The sequence below is a fragment of the Longimicrobium sp. genome (assembly GCA_036389795.1).
Classification (GTDB): domain Bacteria; phylum Gemmatimonadota; class Gemmatimonadetes; order Longimicrobiales; family Longimicrobiaceae; genus Longimicrobium.
Window position 1 is genome coordinate 18503 of the sequence record DASVWD010000191.1, and the last position, 23701, is coordinate 42203.

Annotated in this window: 25 protein-coding genes; 15 read left to right on the top strand and 10 right to left on the bottom strand. The window is 72.8% G+C overall.

What is annotated here, in order from left to right:
- The first annotated feature begins 28 nt into the window (after positions 1-28).
- From VF746_23495 to VF746_23515, 5 genes are all read left to right on the top strand, one after another.
- Positions 29-655 carry a chemotaxis protein CheC gene (locus tag VF746_23495; GenBank protein ID HEX8695397.1) on the top strand — a complete coding sequence of 209 codons (627 nt, stop codon included), beginning with the start codon at positions 29-31 and terminating at the stop codon, positions 653-655.
- A 25-nt stretch (positions 656-680) separates the two neighbouring features.
- Complete coding sequence (locus VF746_23500; GenBank protein ID HEX8695398.1) at positions 681-2387, top strand: glycerol-3-phosphate dehydrogenase/oxidase; 1707 nt, start codon at positions 681-683, stop codon at positions 2385-2387.
- The gene (locus VF746_23505; protein ID HEX8695399.1) at positions 2384-2767 is read left to right on the top strand and encodes a hypothetical protein; all 384 of its coding nucleotides are present in this window, start codon (positions 2384-2386) and stop codon (positions 2765-2767) included. Before VF746_23500 ends, VF746_23505 begins: the two co-directional genes overlap by 4 nt.
- A gap of 124 nt (positions 2768-2891) precedes the next feature.
- Positions 2892-4034, top strand: a complete 1143-nt coding sequence (locus VF746_23510; protein HEX8695400.1) for a potassium channel protein — start codon at positions 2892-2894, stop codon at positions 4032-4034.
- A gap of 30 nt (positions 4035-4064) precedes the next feature.
- Entirely contained in the window at positions 4065-4439 is a 375-nt protein-coding gene (locus VF746_23515) for a hypothetical protein (GenBank protein HEX8695401.1), read from the top strand.
- Positions 4440-4631: 192 nt separating this feature from the next.
- Here the strand turns inward: VF746_23515 and VF746_23520 are convergent, their stop codons facing one another.
- The 8 genes from VF746_23520 to VF746_23555 form a co-directional block, all read right to left on the bottom strand.
- Positions 4632-5300: a DUF3800 domain-containing protein gene (locus VF746_23520; GenBank protein HEX8695402.1), complete on the bottom strand. Its 669-nt coding sequence runs from the start codon at positions 5298-5300 to the stop codon at positions 4632-4634.
- Between the two features lie 106 nt (positions 5301-5406).
- Positions 5407-6114 carry an MOSC domain-containing protein gene (locus tag VF746_23525; GenBank protein ID HEX8695403.1) on the bottom strand — a complete coding sequence of 236 codons (708 nt, stop codon included), beginning with the start codon at positions 6112-6114 and terminating at the stop codon, positions 5407-5409.
- A gap of 5 nt (positions 6115-6119) precedes the next feature.
- Entirely contained in the window at positions 6120-6566 is a 447-nt protein-coding gene (locus tag VF746_23530; protein ID HEX8695404.1) for a hypothetical protein, read from the bottom strand.
- The gene (locus VF746_23535; GenBank protein HEX8695405.1) at positions 6563-6805 is read right to left on the bottom strand and encodes a hypothetical protein; all 243 of its coding nucleotides are present in this window, start codon (positions 6803-6805) and stop codon (positions 6563-6565) included. The genes VF746_23530 and VF746_23535 overlap by 4 nt, the downstream gene beginning before the upstream one ends.
- On the bottom strand, positions 6806-8569 hold the full coding sequence (locus tag VF746_23540) for a DUF2339 domain-containing protein (protein ID HEX8695406.1): 1764 nt from the start codon (positions 8567-8569) through the stop codon (positions 6806-6808). It abuts the gene before it with no gap.
- Complete coding sequence (locus VF746_23545; protein ID HEX8695407.1) at positions 8550-9110, bottom strand: thioesterase family protein; 561 nt, start codon at positions 9108-9110, stop codon at positions 8550-8552. Before VF746_23545 ends, VF746_23540 begins: the two co-directional genes overlap by 20 nt.
- 10 nt (positions 9111-9120) lie before the next feature.
- A complete protein-coding gene (locus tag VF746_23550; GenBank protein HEX8695408.1) occupies positions 9121-9954 on the bottom strand; it encodes a class I SAM-dependent methyltransferase in 834 nt (277 codons plus the stop codon).
- 126 nt (positions 9955-10080) lie between these two features.
- Positions 10081-11208, bottom strand: a complete 1128-nt coding sequence (locus VF746_23555; protein ID HEX8695409.1) for an alanine racemase — start codon at positions 11206-11208, stop codon at positions 10081-10083.
- A gap of 168 nt (positions 11209-11376) precedes the next feature.
- Here VF746_23555 and VF746_23560 point away from each other — a divergent pair, with 168 nt between their 5' ends.
- The 9 genes from VF746_23560 to VF746_23600 all read left to right on the top strand — a co-directional run bounded on the left by VF746_23560 (position 11377) and on the right by VF746_23600 (position 19702).
- A complete protein-coding gene (locus tag VF746_23560; protein HEX8695410.1) occupies positions 11377-12252 on the top strand; it encodes a methylated-DNA--[protein]-cysteine S-methyltransferase in 876 nt (291 codons plus the stop codon).
- Positions 12253-12525: 273 nt separating this feature from the next.
- On the top strand, positions 12526-13737 hold the full coding sequence (locus VF746_23565) for a glycosyltransferase family 1 protein (protein HEX8695411.1): 1212 nt from the start codon (positions 12526-12528) through the stop codon (positions 13735-13737).
- Positions 13738-13912: 175 nt separating this feature from the next.
- On the top strand, positions 13913-15076 hold the full coding sequence (glf, locus tag VF746_23570) for a UDP-galactopyranose mutase (protein HEX8695412.1): 1164 nt from the start codon (positions 13913-13915) through the stop codon (positions 15074-15076).
- Between the two features lie 7 nt (positions 15077-15083).
- Complete coding sequence (locus VF746_23575; protein HEX8695413.1) at positions 15084-16292, top strand: hypothetical protein; 1209 nt, start codon at positions 15084-15086, stop codon at positions 16290-16292.
- A gap of 423 nt (positions 16293-16715) precedes the next feature.
- Positions 16716-18152, top strand: coding sequence for an MATE family efflux transporter (locus VF746_23580; protein HEX8695414.1), 1437 nt, complete (start codon positions 16716-16718; stop codon positions 18150-18152).
- A 114-nt stretch (positions 18153-18266) separates the two neighbouring features.
- Positions 18267-18602, top strand: coding sequence for a hypothetical protein (locus VF746_23585; GenBank protein HEX8695415.1), 336 nt, complete (start codon positions 18267-18269; stop codon positions 18600-18602).
- A gap of 71 nt (positions 18603-18673) precedes the next feature.
- Positions 18674-18829: a hypothetical protein gene (locus tag VF746_23590; protein ID HEX8695416.1), complete on the top strand. Its 156-nt coding sequence runs from the start codon at positions 18674-18676 to the stop codon at positions 18827-18829.
- A gap of 4 nt (positions 18830-18833) precedes the next feature.
- The gene (locus VF746_23595; GenBank protein ID HEX8695417.1) at positions 18834-19280 is read left to right on the top strand and encodes a hypothetical protein; all 447 of its coding nucleotides are present in this window, start codon (positions 18834-18836) and stop codon (positions 19278-19280) included.
- Positions 19281-19510: 230 nt separating this feature from the next.
- A complete protein-coding gene (locus VF746_23600) occupies positions 19511-19702 on the top strand; it encodes a hypothetical protein (GenBank protein ID HEX8695418.1) in 192 nt (63 codons plus the stop codon).
- A gap of 96 nt (positions 19703-19798) precedes the next feature.
- On the opposite strand, the gene VF746_23605 is transcribed toward VF746_23600, so the two are convergent.
- Entirely contained in the window at positions 19799-20038 is a 240-nt protein-coding gene (locus VF746_23605) for a hypothetical protein (protein ID HEX8695419.1), read from the bottom strand.
- Between the two features lie 71 nt (positions 20039-20109).
- Entirely contained in the window at positions 20110-20343 is a 234-nt protein-coding gene (locus VF746_23610) for a hypothetical protein (protein ID HEX8695420.1), read from the bottom strand.
- A 475-nt stretch (positions 20344-20818) separates the two neighbouring features.
- On the opposite strand from VF746_23610, the gene clpB reads away from it, so the two are divergent.
- The gene (gene clpB, locus VF746_23615) at positions 20819-23464 is read left to right on the top strand and encodes an ATP-dependent chaperone ClpB (GenBank protein HEX8695421.1); all 2646 of its coding nucleotides are present in this window, start codon (positions 20819-20821) and stop codon (positions 23462-23464) included.
- Positions 23465-23701: the final 237 nt, after the last annotated feature.

Here is a 23701-nt window from a genome sequence, read left to right on the forward strand (position 1 = left end):
CCGCCCTGACCCGACCGGACGCCCCGCGATGACCGACAACCCCGTGACCCCCAGGCAGCTCGACGCCATCCGCGAGGTGGTGAACATCGGCGCGGGCCACGCCGCCACGAACCTCTCGGCGCTCACCGGGCTCAGGGTGATGATCTCCGTGCCGCGCATCCAGTGGGTGGGCGGCGACGCGGAGACGGCCGGCTCGTTCCCGGGGAGCGACGCGCTGGTGGTGGTCGCCGTCCCGATCATGGGCGTCACCGAGGGCGGCGGCGAGCGCGCCTCGCTGATCCTGGCCCGCGAGACGGCGCTGCGCATGGTGGCGCTCATGCTCCGCCGCGGCGATCCCCCCTCCGGCGTGGGCGCGCTGGAGCGCTCGGCGCTCATGGAGATGGGGAACATCGTCTGCGCGGCGTACGTGGGCGTGCTGGGCACCTTCCTGGGGAAGGGCGTGATGATCGGCACCCCCGAGCTGCTGGAGGGCGAGCGCGAGGGGCTGGCGCAGCAGGTCCGCGGGCTGATGATCGAGACCGACTTCACCTTCCTGGACACCACCTTCGAGGGCGTCTTCGTCCTCAGCCACACCGACGTCTCCTTCAGCTCGCTGCTGCGGGCGCTGGGCTTCACCGACGTGGCCGAGCCCGCCCGCGGCGCGCCCTCCGCCTGATGCGCAGCCCCGCCGCGGCGACCGGATGACGGACGCCTTCCCTCCCTTTTCCGCGGCCGCGCGCCACGCGCACCGGCGCGCCCTCGCGGAGGGGACGTGGGACCTGCTGGTGGTGGGCGGCGGGGTCACCGGCGCGGCCGCCGCGCGCGACGCCGCCGGGCGGGGCCTGCGGGTGGCGCTGGTGGAGGCGGGCGACTTCGCCCGGGGCACCAGCAGCCGCTCCTCGCGGCTGATCCACGGCGGCCTGCGCTACCTGGAGAGCTTCGAGCTGCGCCTGGTGTTCGAGGCCAGCGCCGAGCGCCGCCGCCTGCTGGAGCTGGCGCCGCACCTGGTGCACCCCCTCGCCTTCCTCTTCCCCGTCTTCCGCGGCGGCCCCACGGGGCTCTGGAAGCTGCAGGCGGGGATGTGGCTCTACGACGCCCTCGCCCTCTTCCGCAACATCTCCTGGCATCGCATGCTGGGCCCCGAGGGTGTCCGCCGCGAGGAGCCGGGCTTACGCGCCGACGGCCTGCTGGGCGCCGCCCTCTACCACGACGCCTCGGTGGACGACGCGCGGCTCACCCTGGCCAACGCGCGCGGCGCGCACGAGGCCGGCGCGGCGGTCGTCCCCCACGCCGAGGTCGTCGAGTTCATCAAAGACGGCGGCGTCGTGCGCGGCGCCCGCGTCCGCGACCGGCTGGACCCGGCGGCGGAGGCGTTCGAGGTCCGCGCGCGCGTGGTCATGAACGCCACCGGCCCCTGGAGCGACGCCCTGCGCCGCCTGGCCGACCCCGCCGCCCCCGCGCGGCTGCGGCCGACGAAAGGCGTGCACGTGATGCTGCGGCGCGAGCGGGTGGGAAACCGGCACGCCATCACCTTCCAGTCGCCGCGGGACGGGCGGGTGATGTTCGTCCTCCCCTGGGGCGGGCACACCTACGTGGGCACCACCGACACCGACTACGCCGGCTCGCCCGCCGACGTGCGTGCCGAGCCCGAGGACGTGCGCTACCTGCTGGACTCGGCGAACTCGATCTTCCCCTCCGCGCGGCTCACCGAGGCGGACGTGGTGAGCACCTGGGCCGGGATCCGCCCCCTGCTCGCCCCGCAGCGCCGCGCGAGCGAGGGGCTCTCCGCCGGCGCCACCTCGCGCGAGCACGAGATCTGGTGGGACAAGTCCGGCCTGCTGAACATCGCCGGCGGCAAGCTCACCACGTACCGCGTGATGGCCGAGCAGGTGGTCGACCGCGCCGCGCGGCGGCTGCGCGAGCGGCACGGCGTGGAGAGCGGCGTCTCCCCCACGGCCGACCTCCCCCTCCCCGGCGCCCCGCGCGAGCCGTGGGATGCGTTCCGCGCCCGCGTCGCCCGCGAGGCCGCGGAGCTGGGGATCGGCGAGGACGTGGCCGCTCGCCTGGCGCGCGCCTACGGCGAGGACGCCGACGCGCTGCTGGCCGCCGTCCGCGCCGACCGCGCCCTGGGCGGGCGCATCGTCGAGGGCCAGCCCTACGTCTGGGCCGAGGTCCCCCACGCCGTCCGCGCCGAGATGGCGCTCACGCTGGAAGACCTGCTCGCGCGCCGCCTCCACCTCTTCCTGGAGGCGCCCGACGGCGCCCTCTCCGCCGCCCGCGCCGTGGCCGGGCGGATGGCGCGCGAGGAGGGGATCGGGTGGGACGCGGCGGAGGTCGAGCGGCAGGTCGCGGCGTACCGGAAGGCGGTGGAGGCGACGCGCAGCTTCGCGCCGGAGCCCGCGCCGTGAGGACGCAGACCACTCGTCGGCGCCGACGAGCGCTCGTCTTTCTGACGCTGGCGGCGACGCTCCTCCTTGCCGCGTGCGATCCGCCCGGCAAGGGTCCGAAGGCGGAGCGCGGCTACCGGCGCGCGGACCCGGTGATGCAGGCGCTCGCGGCGTATCGCGCCGCCCAGGGCGCCTATCCCGCCGCGCTCGCGGAGCTGGTTCCCCGCTACCTGGCCGCGCACGCGCTCGCCGTCCCCCGCCGGGAGCAGGAGGCCTACCCGCTCGAGTACAGGCGGACCGCGAACGGGTACGAGCTGTCGTTCCGCTACGTGGGTCCGGGGATGAACGAGTGCACCTACCGGGTGCCGCCGGGCGAGTGGGAGTGCGGGGGCTACTTCTGACGGCCGGGCGACGCCGCCCGCGCGCACGCCGCCTTGTAGAGCGGCCCGGCGCGCCGTAGACTCCGCGCACGGGCTCCCGCGCCGGGAGCGCCTCCACTCCGCCCGAGTGCCCACGCGAGCCCACGTGCCGCCGCGAGAGCGCCGCTCCCTCCCCCTCGAGCCCCTGCCCGGCGGCACGCCCCTCCGGCGGCGGCGCCCGCCGAGGCAGCCCGCGCGCGCGCCTTCTCCCCTCCCGCTGCCGCACCGCTTCCGGACCGCGCTGGCGGACCCCGTGCGGCAGTTCCAGTTCTCGCTCCTGCTGCTGGTGCTGCTGCTCTGCTTCGGGACGGTGGGGTACCACGTGCTGGAGCGGATGGGGTGGCTCAACGCGGCCTACATGACCATCATCACGGTGGCCACCGTGGGCTACGGGGAGGTGCACCCCCTGAGCCAGGCGGGGCGCGTCTTCACGATGATGCTGATCGTGCTGGGGGTGGGGATCGGCGCCTGGGCCGCCAGCAACGCCGTGGAGGTGATGCTCGGGCAGACGCTCTGGACCAGCGTGCAGAGGCGAAGGATGAGACAGTCGCTCGCGGGGCTGCGCGACCACTACGTGATCTGCGGGCACGGCCGGCTCGGCACCCGCATCGTGCGCGACCTGATGGCCCGCGGCGAGCCGTTCGTGGTGATCGACTGGTCGCAGGCCCTGGAGGAGATGTTCCTGGCCGAGGGGATCACCCACCTGATCGGCGACGCCACCCAGGACGAGGTGCTGAAGACGGCTCGGGTGGAGCACGCCCGCGGGCTGGTGGCGGCGCTCGACTCCGACGCCAGCAACGTACTGGCCGTGCTCACCGCGCGGGGGATGAACCCGCACCTGCTGGTCGTGGCCCGCGCCAACTCCGAGGCCTCCGAGCCCAAGCTGCGCCGCGCCGGCGCCGACCGCGTGGTCACCCCCGACGCCATCGGCGGGCACCGCCTGGCGCTGGCGCTGCTCCGGCCGGCGGTGCACGACCTCTTCAACGAGATCTTCAGCTTCGGCGTCGAGATCTCGGTCGACGTGGGTCAGGTCACCGTCCCCGAAGACTCGCCCTTCGCCGGGCAGACGGTGGCCGGGTGCGACCTCAGGCGCCTGCGCAACGTGAGCATCCTGGCCATCCGCGAGCCCGACGGCGGCTTCACCTTGAACCCCGACGCCCAGCGCGTCATCCACCCCGGCGAGACGCTGATCCTGATCGGCCCCGCCGAGGCGGTGTACGAGCTGGAGGCGATGTACAGCCGCGAGTAGCCCGACGCTCCTTCGATCCAGGAGGGCACGATGGCGGACCGGCAGCCGCCCCGCACCCGCGCGGAGGCCGAGGCGAAGGCGAAACGGGTCGTGGACCGCTGGGCGGCCACGGCGTACCTGACCGGCTGGCTCCCCGGCGCGGCGCTCGCCCTCACCGCGGCCGACATGGTGATGATCCGCCAGGTGGCCGCCGCGTTCGGCGTGGCGCGGTTCGACGAGGAGGCAGTGAAGGGGCACCTGCGCGGCCTGGCCGCGAGCGGCTTCGGCGCCGTCGCGGCCGAGCTCATGGGCACGGTGCCGGTGGTGGGGTGGATCATGAAGAGCGGGACGCTGGGGGTGAAGGCGAAGGCGCTCGGGCAGGCCGTCATCGACTACTTCCGCGAGCGCAGCCCCCTCCCCGGGTGAGCCCCGCGGGAGCGCGGCAGGCCGGCGAAGAAATCCCGAACAGAACCCTTGACAGCCCGGCGGCGGCTCGTTAGTTTCCGTCCAGATCGCCGCACGGGCTTCCGGGCGGCTCCAGGCCAAAGGTTCCTCCCCGGTGACAAGAACCCAAGGGGTTCTCCCTGCTTCGGCAGGGTAGCCGGGGAGGTCGCTTTCCTACCCTCCCCCGATCTCCCCCAGCGCCTCGTACTCGCCCCGGATCCAGGGGCGGATCAGCTCGTACGACCTCCCGTCGCCGCGGTGCCACTTGCGCTGCACGGCCCAGGTGCAGTAGTCCACCACCTGCAGCAGCGCGTGCGCCGCCGAGGTGTGGTGCACCACCGAGAACGGGCGTGCGCCCAGCGTGTTGCGGATGGCGCTCTTGATCGACTTCTCCGCGGCGTTGCGGTGGCGCTGCAGCGGGAGCCGGTCGGTGACCACCACCAGCCGCTCGCCGCCGTCCGCGTGGCGGCGCAGCACGGCGTCGAGCAGCGCCGGCGCCAGGCACGAGTAGAACTCGAGCGGGTCGTGCAGCTCGGCGCGCATGCGGCGCTTGTCGGCCACCAGCACGTCCAGCTCGAAGCCGCCGACCTCGGTGATGCGCGCGAAGACGCGGCTGCGCACCGCCTGCGTGTCCTCGGCCGCGTGGAAGCACTCCAGCTCCAGCCCTTCCCCCAGCATCTGGTAGCGCAGCTCCGTGAGCGCCACGGTGAGCGGCGCGGGGTCGGCCGTGCTCAGCACGCCGAAGAGGTAGTACCTCGACCCGTTGGGCGAGAAGTCGAGGTTCCCCGACTCGTCGAAGAAGAGGCAGGTGGGCACGGTCGGGAGCGTCGCGCGGGCGGGCACCGCTCCCGCGTGGATTCAGGCCGGGGGATGGATCTGCATCTTAAGGATCGAAACGGACGGGTAAAATGGACGTGCCGCACGGCGGCGTCAAGGGGGACGGCGGCGGCTAGTCTTCGTTCGGCCCGAGCAGGCGCCCGTCGTCGCCGCCGTCGCGCGGGGCGGCGGCGCGCTGGCGCAGGCCCGCGGCGAGCGAGGGCGCCAGGGCGGGACAGGCGGCGAGTTCCAGCACCGCCTCGCGCGTGCGGAGCACGTACATCGCCCGGTTGGCGCGCGCGACGGTCCACTCCGGGTGCGGGCGCTCCAGCAACCCGAACTCGTCGCCCGGCGCGACGGCTCCCTCGTCGAGGACGCGCAGGTACCAGCCGGTGCGGCCGGTGGCCTGGACGCGCGCGGAGAGGTCCTTGCGCCGCCAGCGCCGCGCGATCTTCCAGCAGGGGATGCGCGGCTGCGAGACCTGCACCCTCGCCCCGCCGACCGCGTAGACGTCGCCCAGGCAGACGCTCCCCTCGTCCAGCCCCGCGACGGTGAAGTTCTCGCCGAAGGCGCCGAACGGCATCTCCACCCCCAGCTCGGCGCGCCAGAGCGGGTAGTGCGCGGCGGCGTACGCCAGCACGGCCTTGTCGGGCCCGCCGTGGCTCTTCGTGTCGGCCTGGCGGTCGCCCGCCAGGTTGGCGCGCCCGAGCCACACCGGCCCCGCGACGGGCTCCTTGAAGAACGCCGTGGTCCACGCACGGTCCAGCGGCTCCCGCGCGCCCTCGTTCCCGTGCGTGCGCGGGAGGGCGACCTGGATCGACAGCAGGCGGATGGACGACAAGGGGATCACCCGGGGCAGGAAGGGGCCGCGGACGCGTTCCGCGCGGCGGCGAGCCGCGCCCCGCGCCCGGCACGAAGGCGGGATAGCGACGGGAACGGCTCCATGCAGAGGCTCGTCCACAGCCGCCCGTCTTCGCGATGGCGGGCGTGGACGCGGTAGGTGCGGCCCACGCGGAAGGGAACGCCGCAGTCGCCGCCGCCCAGCCACGTGCGGACGACCACGGTTCGGCCGCGGCCGCCCTTCAGCCAGCGGTGCACGGTGAAGGCGACCACCCGCTCCGGGAGCCCGTGCGCCCCCCGGACAACGCGCGCCGACGCCACCCGGCCCGCGAAGACGGCGTGCGCGCGGCCCATGGCCTCGACCTCGTCGCGAGGTCCCACGCACGAACAGGCGAGCAGCTTCGCCGGCGCCGCGAGCGAGGCGGCGAGGAGGATCCCGGCCAGGAGCTTCATCCTTCTCCCTCCCCCGCCGCCGCGGCCCCGACCGACTCCCCGCCCGGGGCCGGGACGTAGCCGATGCACCGCACCACGGGGATGCGCGGGTACTTCGGGAAGCGCGGGTCCACTTCCGAGAGCGTGCACAGGTAGAAGCGCGAGCCCTTGCGCGTCTCGACCACCTTCACGTTCGCGCAGGTCTCGCACAGCCCCGGGGGCGGGGGCGGCGAGGGCGGTGGGCGGAGCGGCGCCGCCATCTACCGGGCCGGGGGCGCGTGGGGGCGCTTGTCGCCCTCCGCCGGGCGCCCGTCCTTCCACCAGTTCTGCAGCGTGTAGCTGAGCACCAGGAACACCGAGCCGAAGCCGAGGAAGAGGAGCACGCGGAAGAGGGCGTGCAGCGCCGCCAGGTCCACCAGGAACAGCTTGGCGACGACCAGCAGGAGCGTGGCGAGCCCCGTCCGCTCCAGCACGGCGGAGCCGCGCTTGAGCCCCAGCAGCAGCAGCCCCAGCCCGTACGCGCACCAGGCGATGGTGGCGAACCCCTGCCCGCCCTCCAGCGGCGCCAGCCCGCGCCAGACCCACCCCAGCAGCCCCGCGTGCACGAAGTAGAGGTACGCCGTCCGCTCCCGCCGCGAGCGCACCAGGAACGCGGCGGCGAAGCCCACCAGCAGGACGGAGAGGTCCGCCAGCACGCGCGGCGCGTCGGTGTCGCCGTTCTCCACCAGGCGGAAGAGCATCCAGCCGGCCGCCGCGATGAACACCTTGTGCGCCAGCCACCGCGCCGGCACGCCGCCCCCGCGCGGCGCGACCACGTGCAGCGCCAGCGCCTGCGCGGCGAACGACACCAGCAGCGCGTCGCCGTCGAGCGCGGCCACGCACCCCACCGACAGCAGCAGCGAGGCGGTGAACAGGAGCGCCCGCGCGATGCGGTGGTCGGGGCGGTAGAGCGCCCACGCGGCGGCGGCGTACGCCCCGGCCACGGCGATCACCCACCACCCCCAGGCTTCGGGCTGCGGGTGCCAGACGGCCGCGCTGACCACGAGCGCCGCGTGCGGGGGGACGAGCGCCAGCGCGTACCAGTGCGCCGTCTCCAGGTGCTTCCAGTGGCGCTCGTGCCCGTGCTGCACACGGCGGTAATCGACGACGCGCTTCGCCAGCGGCAGCGCGCCGAGCGCCAGCCAGGCGAAGACGACGGCCGCCTGCACGCTCCAGGCGTCGGCGGGGACCAGACGCACCTCGGGGGCGTGGCGGGCGTAGACGAAGAGGAGCACCCAGCCGAAGCCGTGCGCCGTCCACAGCACCGTTCTCCAGCCGCGGTAGAGGTGCACGGCGGCCGTCCACGCCAGCACCAGCGAGGTGTAGAGGGCGAAGCCGCGCGGCGTGCCGTACGAGACGCCCAGGATCAGCGGCGTCCCCAGCCCGCCCACGGCGCCCAGGATCCCCAGCGCCGGCGAGCCGCGCCGGAGCGCCATCCCGAACGCCAGCCCCGTGATCCCCACCATCCCGGCGAAGGCGGCCAGGTAGCCGATCAGCCCGTAGAGGTGGAAGGCGGCCCAGCCGGTGGTGTACCACGCCGCGATCCCGCCGCCCGCCAGCACCGCGCCGAAGCCCCGCCGCTCGTCGAGCCGCAGGCCCGCCCCGAAGAGCACCGCCCCGGCGGCCGCGCCGATCGCCACGCGCACCGCGGGCGTGAGCCACCCCTGCTCGATCGAGTAGCGGAAGAGGAGCGCGATCCCCAGCAGCACCAGCGCGATCCCCAGCCGGTTGAGCCAGAGCTGCCCATCCCAGTTGATGCGCGCCGTCCACCCGGCCCGCCGCGCCTTCCGCCGGCGCGCCTCCGCCGCCGCGCCGGGAATCACGGGCGGTGCGGACGAAACCGCGTCCCGAGCCCGGGAAGGCGGTGCTTCCAGCGTCGCGGCGGGAGCGTCCGCGCGCGCGGCGAGCTGGCGCTGGAGGTCTTCCACCAGCCGCTCCAGGCGCTCCAGCCGGGCGTCCAGCGCTTCAGGATCCTGCGGATTCATACTGCCTTTCTCGCGGGCTCCCCTGCGGCTGCAGCCGGCTCTCGGCGTCCTGCCAGTCGAGGACCGCCTGGGGGAGCGGGGGCGGCTCGAGCGTCCACGGGCCGGCGGCGGCCATCTCCTGCGGCGAGACGCGCCCCTCCCGCCCCAGGAACTGCACCTTGACCAGCGCCAGCGCCATCAGCTCGCCGCGGCGGGTGAAGCGCTGCTCGACGAAGAACCAGCGCTCGTCCCACCCCACCAGGCGGGTGCGCAGCTCGTAGCGCTGGAAGGGGCCCAGCGGCCGGCGGTAGCGGATGGTGAGCGAGGCCACCACGCCGCCCCAGCGCCGCCGCAGCATCACGCGGACGACGCCGGCCCGCAGCAGCAGGTCCACCCGCCCCAGGTCCATCAGGGTCAGGTAGCGCCCGTTGTTCATGTGGAGGTTGGCGTCCAGGTCGTTCGGGAGCACCCGGAAGCGCACCACCGACTCGTCCAGCGGGTCCAGCCGCGGGCCGAAGAGCGAGGCGGCCAGGACGCGCAGCATCCGGAAGAGGAGGTTCATCCCGTCCGCCTCACGCGCGCACCGCCTCCAGGTACAGCATCGGCACCGTCATGCGCAGCCCGCCCTGCTCCGCCGCGAGGGCGTCCAGCCGCCGCTCCAGCTCGGCGAAGACGGCCGGCTCGTCGGCGGGGTCCACCACCGCGCGCCACCCGCCCAGGAAGCCGATCACCGTCAGCGAGTGCCGCAGGAGCGCGCCGCCGTCCAGGTAGCGCATCGCGAACGCGTCCCGCGCCGCGCGGGCGACGCGGAACCCGGCGTCCTCGACCAGCGCGCGGACCGAGTCGACCGTGCCGCGGTGCGCCTCGTTCGCCGCCAGCCGCTCCAGGTACTCCGGTCTGCCGAATCCGGCGACGACCTCGCGGAAGGCGGCGTAGAGCTCGGCCATGTGGCCGGCGAGGTTGGTCGCGAGCGCCAGCCGGGCGCCGGGCCTCGCCACGCGGGCGCACTCGGCGAGGACGGCGGCGGGGTCGTCGAAGTTGTTGACGCCCAGGTTCGACACCACCAGGTCGAAGCTGCGGTCGCGGAACGGGAGCCGCGCGCCGTCCGCCCGCGCCAGGGCGACGCTGCGCAGGCCGTGGACGCGGCGCTTCCGCTCGGCGCGCTCGAGCGCCGGCGCCCAGACGTCCACCCCGGCGAAGCGGCACGAGGGCCCGTGCGCGTGCGCCAGCTCGAAGAGCGGAAAGCCGTTGGCGCATCCCAGGTCGAGCCCCGTGATCCCCCTCCGCGGCTCGAGGTGGTCGAAGAGCAGCCGCCCGAAGCGCGACGACCAGAACGACACCTCGTCGAGCGCCGACGCGAGCTCCGGGTCCGCGAGGTCGAACTTCCGATCCAGGTAGTCCGTCATCCGGGAGCGGGAATCGGAGGAAAGCAGGAACCGCGGACGGGAGGCGCCGGTCGGGAGACGTGTGGCGGAAATATAGCACCGGAGCGCGCGCGCCGCCTACCCGCCCGGCGGCGCGCGGCGGGACCGTCAGGAAGGGGGCTCCACCCTGGCGGCGAGCGGCGCCCTCCCCCGCCCCGCGACGTCCCAGGAGGCGACCACCTCGTCGCCGCGCACGCCCCAGAGGCGCTCCTGCAGGTTCACCGAGACGCAGACGTGGTTCGGCACCACGCGCACGCGCTCGCCGATGCGCGGGCGCCAGCCGGTGCGCGACAGGTCGAGCAGCCCGTGCTCCTCCGAGACCGCCTTGACCACCACCTCGGGGCGGTCGAGGAGCGCGCCGTATCCCCCGCCCTCGGCGCGCAGCTCCTCGCGGGCGAGCGCCTTGGAGCCCGCGTCGACCACCGCCTGCCCCGGGACGGCGGTGCTGACCACGGTGGCGAGGACGGAGTAGGCGACCTCGTCCCACGCGCAGGCGCCGATCTCGGCCGTGGTGCGGTCGTTGAAGATGTTCGTCCCCGGCCGCACCTCGGTGAGCCCCCCGATCTCGTGCGAGCGCCAGAAGGTGGGCGTCGACCCGCCGCTCACCACCTCCGGCGCCAGCCCCGCGTCTTCCAGCGCGTCCACGAAGCGCCGCACCGTGGCGGCGAGGGCGGCGAGGGCGGCGTCCTGCTCGCGGACGTGGGCGCGGACGTGGCCGGGGTAGAACATCAGCCCGCGGTACTCGACGCCCCGCAGCCCCGCCGCCTCGCGCGCCAACGCCACCGCCGCCTCGGGCGTCTGCACCCCGACGCGGCGCATCCCGGCGTCCACCTCCACCAGCACGCCCACGCGGCGGACGTCCTCGCGCGCCGCCGCCACCAGGCCGCCGAGCGCCTCGGACGAGTCGAGCGCCATGGTGAGGCGCACCCGGTCGCGCAGCGCCATCAACCGCTCGAGCTTGGCGCGGCCGACGGGCGGGTAGGCGAGGAGGAGGTCGTCCACCGCCTGCGCCATCACCTCCGCCTCGCGCGGCGTGGCCACGGTGACGCCGACGGCGCCCGCGCGCACCTGCTCGGCGGCGAGCTCGGGCACCTTGTGCGTCTTGGCGTGCGGACGCCACGCCAGCCCGTGCGCGCGGCAGTAGTCGCCCGCCTTCTGCAGGTTGGCGCGCATCCGCTCCACCTCCACCAGCGCCGCGGGCGTCTCCAGCCCGTCGATCGAGAGCACCGGGTCCATTTCCCTCCTCGGCAGAATTCCATTGCGTGATGTCCGCAAGATCCGGGTGGTCGGCCCCGTTGTCCAGCGCTATCCTTCGCAACGTGAACGAAGGAGACGAGACGGCGCCGCCGCGTCCCCGGACCCGGTCCCTGGCAGCAGTCACCTTTTTCCGCGAGACTCAGGACCATGCCTACTTCGGACTACCAGCGCATCGAACAGGCGATCCGCTACCTGGAGCGCCACTACCGCGAGCAGCCGCGGCTGGAGGACGTGGCGCGGAGCGTCCACCTGAGCGAGTTCCACTTCCAGCGGCTCTTCCGCCGCTGGGCGGGGATCTCGCCCAAGCGCTTCCTCCAGTTCCTCACCGTCGAGCACGCCAAGCGGCGCCTGGAGGAGTGCCGCTCGGTGCTGGAGGCCACCTACGACGCCGGCCTCTCCAGCCCCGGGCGCCTGCACGACCTGTTCGTCTCCCTGGAGGCCGTCACCCCCGGCGAGTACAAGCTGCGCGGCGCCGGCCTGGCCATCCGCTACGGCTTCCACGAGACGCCGTTCGGCACCGCGCTGCTGGCCACCACCGACCGCGGCGTCTGCGGCCTCGCCTTCGTCGACGAGGACGGCGGCGGGGAGGCGCTGGAGGACTTGCGCGAGAGGTGGGAGCTGGCCCGCCTGGCCGAGGACCCGCGGGCGACCGCGGACGCCGCGCGGCGGATCTTCGACCGCGAGCAGGGAGACGAGCGGCCGCTCCCGCTCTTCGTGCAGGGGACCAACCACCAGGTGCGCGTGTGGCAGGCGCTGCTGCGGGTGCCGGCCGGCGCGCTGGTCACCTACGAGGCGCTGGCCGATGCCGCCGGCGCGCCCGGCTCGGCGCGGGCGGTGGCCAACGCGGTGGGGCGCAACCCGGTGGCCTTCGCCATCCCCTGCCACCGCGTGATCCGCAAGCTGGGGGTGATGGGCGGCTACCGGTGGGGCACCGCGCGCAAGCAGGCGATCCTGGGCTGGGAGGCGGCGCGGCTGCTGGGAGATGAGGAGGAAGAGACGAGGGAGCGCGCCGCGGCTGGTTGAGACCGCCCGGCGGCGCCGACCACGGGCGACAGGGTTCAGGGGGACGGGGAACAGCCGACGGCTGTTCCCCGTTTTCTGTCACCTGTGTCCACTCCGGGGCATGCCGCTTGCAACCGGGGTTCGCCCCCCGGCGGGTCCGTCTCCCGCGAAGCGCCGCCGGCCAGCCCCGCCCGTCCCGCCTCTTTCGGACGGGCGCGGGAGTTCGTCCGCGTGGGAGATCCCGGGACCCGTAGTATCGGCCCGGCACCGTCACCGCTTGCCTGGACCCAATCCTTGAACAGCCATCCGCTCGGCGGACCGCCCTCCGCCGTGGACCTCGTCTGCCTCTCGCACCTGCGCTGGGACTTCGTCTGGCAGCGCCCGCAGCACCTGCTCGGCCGCTTCGCGCGGGAGGGGCGGGTGTTCTTCGTCGAGGAGCCGGTCTTCGGGGCGGAGCGGCCCCGCCTGGAGACGCGGCCGCGGGGGGAGAACGTGACGGTCGCCGTCCCCCACCTCCCCCACGGGCTGGACCGCGACGCCGCCGAGCGCGAGCAGCGGCGCCTGCTGGACGTGCTGCTGGCGGAGTACGGGGTGCTCGACTTCGTGCTCTGGTACTACACGCCGATGGCGCTCGCCTTCACGCGGCACCTGCGCCCGCTCGCCACCGTCTACGACTGCATGGACGAGCTCTCCGCCTTCCGCGGCGCGCCGCCGGAGCTGCTGGCGCGCGAGGAGGAGCTGCTCGGGCGCGCGGACCTGGTGTTCACGGGCGGGGCCAGCCTGTACGAGGCCAAGCGCGGGCGCCACCCGGGCGTGCACCTCTTCCCCAGCAGCATCGACTTCGCCCACTTCGCCCGGGCGCGCGAGGGGCTGGCCGAGCCGGCGGACCAGGCGGCGGTCCCGCGCCCCCGGCTGGGCTTCTTCGGCGTGCTGGACGAGCGGCTCGACGCCGGCCTGGTGCGCGGCGTGGCCGAGGCGCGGCCGGACTGGCACCTGGTGCTGCTGGGGCCGGTGGTGAAGATCGACCCCGCGGAGCTGCCGCGCCTGCCCAACCTCCACTACCCCGGGCCGCGGGGCTACGCCGAGCTCCCCGCCTGGATCGCCGGGTGGGACGTGGCGCTCCTCCCCTTCGCCCGCAACGAGGCCACCCGCTTCGTCAGCCCCACCAAGACGCCGGAGTACCTGGCCGCCGGCAGGCCCGTGGTCTCCACCCCGATCCACGACGTGGTGCGCACCTACGGCGAGCCGGGGCTGGTGCGGATCGCGGCGACCGTGGAGGAGACCGTCGCGGCGGTGGAGGCCGCGCTGCGGGAGGATCCGCAGACGCGGGCCGCGTGGCTGGAGCGGGTGGACGCGGCGCTCGCGCGCACCTCGTGGGAGCGCACCTGGGGCGAGATGCGCGCGCGGGTGGAGGAGGTCGTCTCCGCCCGCCGGGGCGGCGTGGACCGGAGAGAGCGGGAGCGCGTCCGTCCAATCGGGGGAGGAGCGCTGGTGGGAGCGGACTGATCAACAGCATGACTCACACAGAGGCACAGAGACACAGAGAGACGGCAACAACTCGCAGAAGTTCTCTGTGTCTCTGCGTCTCTGTGTGAGACCAAAGGGGGTTCGGTCGGATCGGAAGAGATGGATCTGGATGATTCAGGTGGGCTTCAACCGTTCCCCAAGCTGGAGCAGTGATGTGTTCGACTACCTGATCGTGGGCGCGGGGTTCGCGGGGAGCGTGATCGCGGAGCGGCTGGCCGCCGGCGCGGGGAAGAAGGTGCTGGTGGTGGACCGCCGCAACCACGTGGCCGGCAACGCGTACGACCATTACGACGACCACGGGGTCCTGGTCCACCGCTACGGGCCGCACATCTTCCACACCAACTCGCGCGAGGTCTTCGACTACCTCTCGCGCTTCACCGCGTGGAGGCCGTACGAGCACCGGGTGCTGGCCAGCGTCGACGGGCAGCTGGTGCCGATCCCCATCAACCTCACCACCGTCAACCAGCTCTACGGGCTCAGCTTGAGCTCGTTCGACCTGGAAAAGTTCTTCGCCTCGCTGGCCGAGCCGCGCGAGGAGCTCCGCACCGCCGAGGACGTGGTGGTGAGCAAGGTGGGGCGCGAGCTGTACCAGAAGTTCTTCCGCGGCTACACGCGCAAGCAGTGGGGGATCGACCCGTCGGAGCTGGACGCGGCGGTGACGGCGCGGGTGCCGGCGCGCACCAGCCGCGACGACCGCTACTTCACCGACACCTACCAGGCGATGCCGCTGCACGGGTACACCCGCATGTTCGAGAACCTGCTGGCGCACCCCAACATCAAGGTGATGCTGCAGACCGACTACCGCGAGATCGAGGGCGTGGTCCCCTACCGGGAGATGGTCTACACGGGCCCCGTCGACGAGTTCTTCGACTGCCGCTTCGGGAAGCTGCCGTACCGCTCGCTCACCTTCCGGCACGAGACGGTGGACGCGCCCCGCTTCCAGCCGGTGGCGGTGGTGAACTACCCCAACGAGCACGCCTACACGCGGGTGACCGAGTTCAAGCACCTCACCGGGCAGGAGCACCCGAAGACCAGCATCGTCTACGAGTACCCCTGCGACGGCGGCGACCCGTACTACCCGGTGCCGCGCCCCGAGAACGCCGAGCTGTACCGGCGCTACCGCGAGCTGGCCGACGAGACGCCCGGCGTGTGGTTCGTGGGCCGGCTGGCGACGTACAGGTACTACAACATGGACCAGGTGGTGGCGCAGGCGCTCGCCACCTACGCCCGGATCACCGGGGCGACGCCGGCCCGCCCCGCCGCGGTCCGGGCGCGGGGCGGCGGCGCCCGGCCGGCCGCCGCGGCCGCGGGGGACTAAAGCGCCGATGGAGGGGCTGTTCCGCAGCTTCTTCCTGGGCGGGTTCGAGTGCTCCACCTGCCTCCTGCGCGGCGGCCGGCGGGTGGACGTGATCGCCGCCAGCGGGCACGACCGGCACGCGGAGGCCGACTACCGGCGGCTCCGCGAAGTGGGGATCCGCGCCGCGCGCGACGGCTTCCGCTGGCACCTGGTGGAGAGAACGCCGGGGCGGTACGACTTCGCGAGCGCGCTCCCCCTGGTCCGCGCGGCCCGCGCCGCCGGGGTGCAGGTGATGTGGGACCTGTGCCACTACGGCTGGCCCGACTGGCTGGACCTGCGCGGGCCGGAGTTCGTGCGGCGCTTCGCCCGCTTCGCGCGGGCCGCCGCCGAGGTGGTGGCGGGAGAGACGGACCAGGTCCCCTTCTGGGTCCCGGTCAACGAGATCTCGTTCTTCTCCTGGGCGGCGGGGCGCGCGGGGTACTTCCACCCGTTCGGCCGCCGCCAGGCGCGCGCTCTCAAGGCGCAGCTGGTGCGCGCCGCCATCGAGGCCATCGAGGCGGTGTGGAGCGTGGACCCGCGCGCCCGCATCGCCCACGTCGACCCGGCCATCCACGTGCTGCCCGCCCCCGGGCGCCCGCGCGACCGGAGGATCGCGGCGGCGTACACCCGCGCGCAGTACGAGGCGTGGGACATGCTCGCGGGGCTCGAGATGCCGGAGCTGGGCGGCGCGCCGCGGTACCTGGACGTGGTGGGCGTCAACTACTACGTCCACAACCAGTGGATCCATCGCCAGGGGTGGATCCCGCCCGGGCACCCCGGCTACCGACCCTTCCGCGAGATCCTGCGCGAGGTCTGGACGCGCTACCGGCGCCCGCTCTTCGTGGCCGAGACGGGGATCGAGGGCGACGTCCGCGCCACGTGGCTGCGCTACGTGTGCAGGGAGGCGCGCGCGGCCCTCCGCCGCGGGGTGCCGCTGGAGGGGATCTGCCTCTATCCCATCGTCAGCCACCCGGGGTGGAACGACGACCGCTACTGCCCCAACGGCCTCTGGGAGTATCCCGACGAAACTGGCGAGCGGCCGATCCACCTCCCCCTGGCCCGCGAGCTCGGGCGGCAGCAGCGGCTGATGGAGGAGACGCTCGCCCGGGTCCACGCGCGCGAGCCCGGCCCCGCCGCCTCCGCGGAGCCGGGAGAATCCTGGGAGCCGCAGTTGTCGATCTTCGCCGGGACGGAATAAAAAATTTTGTTTCTCACGCAGAGTCAGCAGAGTCAGCAGAGAACTACTCCGCTAACTCTGCTGATTCTGCGTGAAACCTGATGTTTTCCGGAGCCGGTACGATTCCGGAGATCCACCGCCGGCCCGCCATCGCGGGCCTTGACCATCGGGAAGGGAGGCGCAATACTTGGCGCCCCCGGTCGCGGCGGTCCGCCTCCGCGCCCCCGGGACTCCTTCCACCAGCCAGACCGAGAGCCGATGAAGGCAGCCTGATCGGGTAGGGCAGCATCTCCGGGAGGTCCTCCCCAACCCGCACCCACGGACGCCGGCGCACCTGCGGCCGGCGGCTTCCTCCCGGAACCCTGTTCGATCACGCACCCCGCGCACCCGCGCGAGCTTTCCCGCTCGCGCGGCCGGCGGGGGCACAACGGTTTTCGGGTCCCCATGTCTACTCCGCTCGACCTCGCTCCCGCCGAAGCGGCGGGCGCGCCGGCGCCTGGCTTCTGGCGTTCGGTGCGCGAGGCGCTGCGCGGCTCCGCGCACCACGACTACACCACCGGCCCGCTCGGCCACGCCATCCTCCTCCTGGCCGTCCCCATGGTGCTGGAGATGGCGATGGAGAGCGTCTTCGCGCTCACCGACATCTTCTTCGTCTCCCGCCTGGGGGCCGAGGCGGTGGCGGCGGTGGGGCTCACCGAGAGTCTGCTGACCTTCGTCTACGCGCTGGGGATCGGGCTCTCCATCGGCGTCACCGCCGTGGTGGCGCGCCGGATCGGCGAGAAGGACCCCGAGGCGGCGGCCACGGCGGCCGTGCAGGGGATCGCGCTAGCGCTGCTGGTGTCGGCGGTGCTGGGGACGGCCGGGGTGCTGCTCGCGCCGCGGCTCCTGGCGCTCATGGGCGCCTCGCCGGAGGTGATCGCCACCGGGCTCGGCTACGCGCGCGTGATGCTGGGCGGCGAGGCCACCATCATCGTGCTGTTCGTGGCCAACGCCGTCTTCCGCGGCGCGGGCGACGCGGCCATCTCCATGCGCGTGCTGTGGTTCGCCAACCTGATCAACATCTTCCTGGGGCCGTGCCTGATCTTCGGCGCGGGCCCGTTCCCGGAGCTGGGCGTGACCGGCGCGGCGGTGGCCACCACCATCGGGCGCGGGAGCGGGGCGGCCATGGCGCTCTGGCAGCTCACCCGCCCCGGGCGGCACATCCGGGTGGGGCGGCGGCACCTGCGGCTGGACGCCGGGGTGATGGCCCGCATCGCCCGGCTGTCGTCCTCGGCCACGCTGCAGAGCCTGATCGGGACGACGAGCTGGGTGGGGCTGGTGCGCATCATCGCCACCTTCGGCAGCGCGGCGCTGGCCGGGTACACGGTGGGGATCCGGGTGATCATCTTCGCGCTGCTGCCGAGCTGGGGCCTGAGCAACGCCGCGGCCACGCTGGTGGGCCAGGGCCTGGGCGCGGGGAAGCCGGAGCGCGCCGAGGCCGCGGTGTGGAAGGCGGGCTTCTACAACCTGTGCTTCCTGGGCTCGGTGGGGCTCGTCTTCGTGGCGTTCGCCGGCACCCTGGTGGGCGCCTTCACCGCCGACCCCGAGGTGGCGCGCCACGCCACGGCGTGCCTGCGCGTGGTGGCGAGCGGCTTCCTCTTCTACGCCTACGGGATGGTGATCTCGCAGTCGTTCAACGGCGCGGGCGACACCTGGACGCCCACGCTGCTGAACTTCGTGGTGTTCTGGCTCTTCGAGATCCCGCTGGCGTACGCGCTCGCGGTGGTCTTCGGATTGGGGCCGATGGGCGCGTTCGTCTCCATCACCATCGCCCACGCCACGCTGGCCGTGGCGAGCGCCCTCCTCTTCCGCCGCGGGAGGTGGAAGACGCGCGTGGTGTGATCGGGCCGGGAGGTCGGAAGAGGAGATTGGGGCGGGGCGGGCCTTGCGGCGGCGCGAGGCCCGCCCCATCTTCTCGTGCACTTTGTCCACTTTCCCGTCCCGCCCACCCTCCTCATGCCCCGCTACTGCTACGGAACGGTCCCGGCGCTCGCGTGGATCATCAACCACTACTTCTACGGCGGCGTGCACTACGCCTGGCTGGCGGAGGAGTTCTATCCGCCGCCGGGTACCAATCCGAAGTCGTCCAGTCCATACCATATTTACGAAGACCTCTACCTGCCCTGGCTGCACCGTGATTCCTGGGACAGGTTCGTCCGCGACCTCCGCAAGAGCCTGGTGGTAGGGGTGAGGAAGCAGAAGGAAGCGAAGAGGCTGGACGACGTGACGGCCGCACGGCTTCGGCGCGTCTGCCGGAGGTGTCCGGTTGAATTCTTCTATCCCGTTGTCTAACGTGTGGACATGACCGGGATCTCGCCGAGCGCGCATTGCGGAGGAACTCGGCCCGGCGAGGCTCCCGCGAAGTGCTGATTCCCGACCTCGCCGAAGCCGAGTTCGATCTGCTCTTCGCGGACAACCATGCAGATCCGGCTTTCCGCGCTCTCGTTCTCGACGAGATTACGGGCCCGTCGGCGGCGACTTCCCGGCTGGAAGCACTGGCGATCCTGGAAGGAAGGTGATCCAATGCCGCACGGAACCACCTACACTCGCTTCACGCCCGAAGAGCTGGACCTGCTCGTTGCTCCCGGAAACGAGGAGGTTCAGGACGATTGGCTGAGCGCGCTGGAACTGCTCGACGGGCTGGTGGCGCCCTTCAGTGACACTCATCCCTTGCCCCTCTACCTCGATGAAGAGCGAGATCCCGCCCTGGTCGAGGAGAGTATCGAGAAGCTGCGAGGGACCCGGTTCCATCAGCGCATGAAGGAGAATGCCGAAGCGGCCAGGGAAATCCAGGACATGTGGGAGCGCCACGGCCACACCGACGAGCTGCGCGCAGCGGCGGACGCGTACCTGAACGAGCTGGACCTCGACTACGTCGCCGTCACCCGGCACCCGGAGAGTGCGCCCCCTCTCCCCACCCAGCAGATGGAGGGGTCTCAACCCCGACGTCGCATGGCCGGCGGACGGTGATCCTCCGTCCCGGCTCGACCACCTGATCGACTCCTTCGCCCCCGTCGCGAGCTTGCCGGCGGGGGCTCGGGTTTCAGGGACCGTGGCGGAAGCTTCCATTCCAGAGCCTCGGGACCGTTATGGCGCGTTGAACCCGTTTGCCGACACGATCTTGCGGAAGAAGGCGGGGTCGTATGAGATTCGTGCACCCGCCGGTCTCATCCTCCCCCACCTGCCCCAAGGAGAACGCCATGACGCTCAACCTCGACCAGCTCCAGGTCAGCTCGTTCGAGACCTCCTCGCTCATGCAGACCTCCAGCTACGCCCAGCCCGACGGCATGTCCTGGCCGGACGTCTGCACCTGCATCGACATCTGCCTGCCGAGCGAGGACATCTACTGCAGCGGCGGGTGCCCGCCCCAGTATCCGCAGGCAGCGTACTGAGCCTGGTGCGCGGACCGACGGGTCCGCCTTGCGAGCCGAGGAGCCCCCGCCGCGAAGCAGCGCGGCGGGGGCTCGTCGTTCTCCGTGCCGGAGCGGTTACAGCTTCTGGCAGGTGCAGCACTGCGTCTGCGTGTCGCAGAACGGGATCAGCCCGTTGGAGAGCCGGTTGCAGATCTTCCGGCAGTCCGACTGCGACTGGCAGGTGCCCTGCGCGCTGGGATCGGTGCACTGCGCCGGCGCGGGGCCGGCGAGCGCGGAGGTGGCGCCGAAGCCGAGCGCCGCGATCGTCAGCGCGCCGAACGTCACGTTGCGGAGCTTCACCGTGGCCGCGTACATGGCTGCTCCCGGGTCGGAAGGGTGGACGGGCCGCGTCCGCGGCCGGACACGACGGGGCCGCGGCGCGAGCTTCAGACCCCCGCGCCGGGACAGAAGCAGCAGCCGTTGTTGCAGGCCGCCCCCGAGACGTCGCCGCCCGCCGCGGCGCACATGTCCTGGCACCGCGCCAGGTTGCCGCACGTGCCGATCGCGGTGAGCGGGCACGGCCGCGTGTCCGCGAGCGCCGCCGAGGCGCCGAAGCCGAGCGCCCCGGCCACCGCCAGGGCGAAGAGCGAGATCCGTGTGGCGCGAATGGCCCTGCTCATGGTGCACCTCCTCCACTGAGTGGGAAGAAAGGGGCCGCGCGCCGGTGCACGGCGTGCGGCCCCGCGGACGCTCAGGCGACGCGGCAGCAGGCGCGGGCGCCGGCCTCGTGACGGGCGCGGCACGGCGATGCGATCCTCACGCTGACCTCCCGGCGCGCGGGTGGGCTGGCGCACACCTCCCGCGGCGGAGGCGGGCGAGGCGGCGCAGGCCCGGACGGCCGCACGAAACGCGCCGTCGAGTGCACGCAGGAATCGCGTATCTGCCGCCATCCTCCCCGATCGCAGTCGCCTTCCTCCGGATCGGCCTTCCCTGACGAAATGGCATGCGTTTCCAGGCACGGAACTTCCTTTTTCCACCGGCAGCATCGCCCGGCGCGCACCCTCGCGCGTCCCTGCCGGCGGCGGAAAACCCCGCAGGCGCAGGGAATCCCCGGGCTGGAGGTAAATCGCTGAATAATCGGGACTTAGGAGAACGATGATCAACTTCGACCGGCTGACTGTCAAATCGGCGGAGGCCCTGCAGGAGGCGGCGAACGTCGCGCGCCAGGCGGGGAACCCGCAGATCGAGGACGTGCACCTGCTGGGCGCGCTCCTCGACCAGGAAGAGGGGATCGTGGTCCCCATCCTCCAGAAGGTGGGCGTCAACGTCACGGGGCTGAAAGCGGGGGTCGCCGCGGCGGCCGCCCGGCTGCCGAAGCAGAGCGGCGCCCAGCCCACCATCTCGCGCGAGCTGAACCAGGTGCTCGACCAGGCCGAGAAGGAGGCGCAGGGGCTCAAGGACGAGTACGTCTCCACCGAGCACCTGCTGCTGGGCCTGGCCGAGAAGGGCTTCGCCGTGCGCGACCTGCTGCGCGCGCAGGGGGCCGGCCGCAAGGCGCTGCTGGAGGCGCTGGAGCAGGTGCGCGGCGCCCACCGCGTGACCGACCAGAACCCCGAGGAAAAGTACCAGGCGCTGCAGCGCTTCTCCACCGACCTCACCGAGCGGGCCCGGCGCGGCAAGCTGGACCCGGTGATCGGCCGCGACGAGGAGATCCGCCGCGTGGTGCAGGTGCTTTCCCGCCGCACCAAGAACAACCCCGTGCTGATCGGCGAGCCCGGCGTGGGGAAGACGGCCATCGTGGAGGGCCTCGCCCAGCGCATCGTCCACGGCGACGTCCCCGAGGGCTTACGCGACAAGACGCTGATCTCGCTCGACATCGGCGCCATGCTGGCGGGCGCCAAGTACCGCGGCGAGTTCGAGGAGCGCCTGAAGGCGGTGCTCAAGGAGATCACCAGCTCCGAGGGGAAGTTCATCGTCTTCATCGACGAGCTGCACACCATCGTGGGCGCGGGGAAGACCGAGGGCTCGCCCGACGCCGGCAACATGCTCAAGCCCGCCCTGGCCCGCGGCGAGCTGCGCGTGGTGGGGGCGACGACGCTCGACGAGTACCGGCAGTACGTCGAGAAGGACGCGGCGCTGGAGCGGCGCTTCCAGCCCGTGTTCGTGGGCGAGCCGAGCGTGGAGGACACCATCGCCATCCTGCGCGGGCTCAAAGAGCGCTACGAGGTGCACCACGGGGTGCGCATCACCGACGGGGCGATCGTGGCGGCGGCCACGCTCTCGAACCGCTACATCGGCGACCGCTTCCTCCCCGACAAGGCGATCGACCTGATCGACGAGGCGGCCAGCCGGCTGCGCATCGAGATCGACTCGCTCCCGCAGGAGATCGACGAGGTGGAGCGCCGCATCATGCAGCTCGAGATCGAGAAGCAGGCGCTCTCGCGCGAGACCGACCCCGAGAGCCGCGAGCGGCTGGAGCGGCTGGAGGCGGAGCTGGCCAACCTGCGCGAGCGGAGCTCGGGGATGAAGGCGCGCTGGCAGGCCGAGAAGGACGCCATCGGCGCGATCCGCCAGAAGAAGGAGCGGCTCGACGAGCTGAAGGTGGAGCTGGACCGCGCCCAGCGCACCGGCGACCTGAACCGCGCGGCCGAGCTGCAGTACGGCACCATCCCCGCGCTGCAGAAGGAGATCGCCGACGCCGACCTGCGCCTGGCCGAGCTGCAGAAGGAGTCGAAGTTCCTCAAGGAGGAGGTCGACGCCGACGACGTGGCCGAGGTGGTGGCGCGCTGGACCGGGATCCCCGTTTCCCGGATGCTGCAGAGCGACCGCGAGCGGCTGGCGCACCTGGACGAGCACCTGAACGAGCGGGTGATCGGCCAGCCCGAGGCCACCAGCGCGGTGGCGAACGCGGTGCGCAGGAGCCGCGCGGGGATGCAGGACCCCGACCGGCCGATCGGGAGCTTCATCTTCCTGGGCCCCACGGGCGTGGGGAAGACGGAGACGGCGCGCGCGCTGGCGGAGTTCCTCTTCGACGACGAGGACGCCATGGTGCGCATCGACATGAGCGAGTACATGGAGAAGCACGCCGTGTCGCGGCTGATCGGCGCGCCGCCGGGGTACGTGGGCTACGAGGAGGGGGGCCAGCTCACCGAGGCGGTGCGGCGGCGCCCGTACTCGGTGGTGCTCTTCGACGAGATCGAGAAGGCGCACCCCGACGTCTTCAACATCCTGCTGCAGATCCTGGACGACGGGCGGGCGACGGACAGCCAGGGTCGGACGGTGAACTTCCGCAACACGGTCATCATCATGACCAGCAACATCGGCAGCCCGCTGATCCTGGAGCGCGCCGGGCGGATGGACGACCCCGCGGTGCGGGACGAGGTGGAGAACACGGTGCTGTCCGAGATGCGGCGCTACTTCCGCCCCGAGTTCCTGAACCGGGTGGACGACGTGATCGTGTTCGCGCCGCTGGGCAGGGGCGAGCTGAAGACCATCGTGGACCTGCAGCTGAAGCGCCTGGCCGCCCTGCTGGCCGAGCGCAAGATCACGCTCAAGGTGACCGACGCCGCGAAAGAGCTGATCGCCGAGGAGGGGTACGACCCGGCGTACGGCGCGCGGCCGCTCAAGCGCGCCATCCAGCGCCTGGTGCAGAACCCGCTGGCCATGCACGTGCTGGAGGGCGAGTTCGACGACGGCGACACGGTGGTGGTCGACCGCGCCCCCGGCACGGCGCACCTCGTCTTCCGCCGCGCGGAAGCCGGGGTGGCCGCGGAGCCGGCGGAGGAGGCGGTGGGGGTGTGAGAAGAGTGCGAAGTGCGAGGTGCGTGAGGACCAGGCGCGACCGCGGGTAGGCCCTCACCCGGCGCCGCTACCGCGTCGCCACCCTCTCCCAACTTCGGGAGAGGGTACTTTACCGGGGTTCCGCGCTGCACTTCAGCTTCCACTCGGGTCGAAGCCCTTCTTCCGGATCCGGAGGAAGGGCTTCGCTCACTTTCGCACTTTCGCACTCGCACTTAGCACTTCGCACCTCGCACTTCG

Bases quoted from the DNA above. Each gene is read 5' to 3' on its own strand.
- VF746_23500 (HEX8695398.1), top strand. From the start codon at position 681: ATGACGGACGCCTTCCCTCCCTTTTCCGCGGCCGCGCGCCACGCGCAC.
- VF746_23575 (HEX8695413.1), top strand. From the start codon at position 15,084: ATGGAGGGGCTGTTCCGCAGCTTCTTCCTGGGCGGGTTCGAGTGCTCC.
- VF746_23560 (HEX8695410.1), top strand. From the start codon at position 11,377: ATGCCTACTTCGGACTACCAGCGCATCGAACAGGCGATCCGCTACCTG.
- VF746_23600 (HEX8695418.1), top strand. From the start codon at position 19,511: ATGACGCTCAACCTCGACCAGCTCCAGGTCAGCTCGTTCGAGACCTCC.
- VF746_23585 (HEX8695415.1), top strand. From the start codon at position 18,267: ATGCCCCGCTACTGCTACGGAACGGTCCCGGCGCTCGCGTGGATCATC.
- VF746_23535 (HEX8695405.1), bottom strand. From the start codon at position 6,805: ATGGCGGCGCCGCTCCGCCCACCGCCCTCGCCGCCCCCGCCCCCGGGG.
- VF746_23550 (HEX8695408.1), bottom strand. From the start codon at position 9,954: ATGACGGACTACCTGGATCGGAAGTTCGACCTCGCGGACCCGGAGCTC.
- VF746_23580 (HEX8695414.1), top strand. From the start codon at position 16,716: ATGTCTACTCCGCTCGACCTCGCTCCCGCCGAAGCGGCGGGCGCGCCG.
- VF746_23610 (HEX8695420.1), bottom strand. From the start codon at position 20,343: ATGAGCAGGGCCATTCGCGCCACACGGATCTCGCTCTTCGCCCTGGCG.
- VF746_23605 (HEX8695419.1), bottom strand. From the start codon at position 20,038: ATGTACGCGGCCACGGTGAAGCTCCGCAACGTGACGTTCGGCGCGCTG.
- VF746_23545 (HEX8695407.1), bottom strand. From the start codon at position 9,110: ATGAACCTCCTCTTCCGGATGCTGCGCGTCCTGGCCGCCTCGCTCTTC.
- VF746_23530 (HEX8695404.1), bottom strand. From the start codon at position 6,566: ATGAAGCTCCTGGCCGGGATCCTCCTCGCCGCCTCGCTCGCGGCGCCG.
- VF746_23540 (HEX8695406.1), bottom strand. From the start codon at position 8,569: ATGAATCCGCAGGATCCTGAAGCGCTGGACGCCCGGCTGGAGCGCCTG.
- VF746_23595 (HEX8695417.1), top strand. From the start codon at position 18,834: ATGCCGCACGGAACCACCTACACTCGCTTCACGCCCGAAGAGCTGGAC.
- VF746_23515 (HEX8695401.1), top strand. From the start codon at position 4,065: ATGGCGGACCGGCAGCCGCCCCGCACCCGCGCGGAGGCCGAGGCGAAG.
- VF746_23495 (HEX8695397.1), top strand. From the start codon at position 29: ATGACCGACAACCCCGTGACCCCCAGGCAGCTCGACGCCATCCGCGAG.
- VF746_23555 (HEX8695409.1), bottom strand. From the start codon at position 11,208: ATGGACCCGGTGCTCTCGATCGACGGGCTGGAGACGCCCGCGGCGCTG.
- clpB (HEX8695421.1), top strand. From the start codon at position 20,819: ATGATCAACTTCGACCGGCTGACTGTCAAATCGGCGGAGGCCCTGCAG.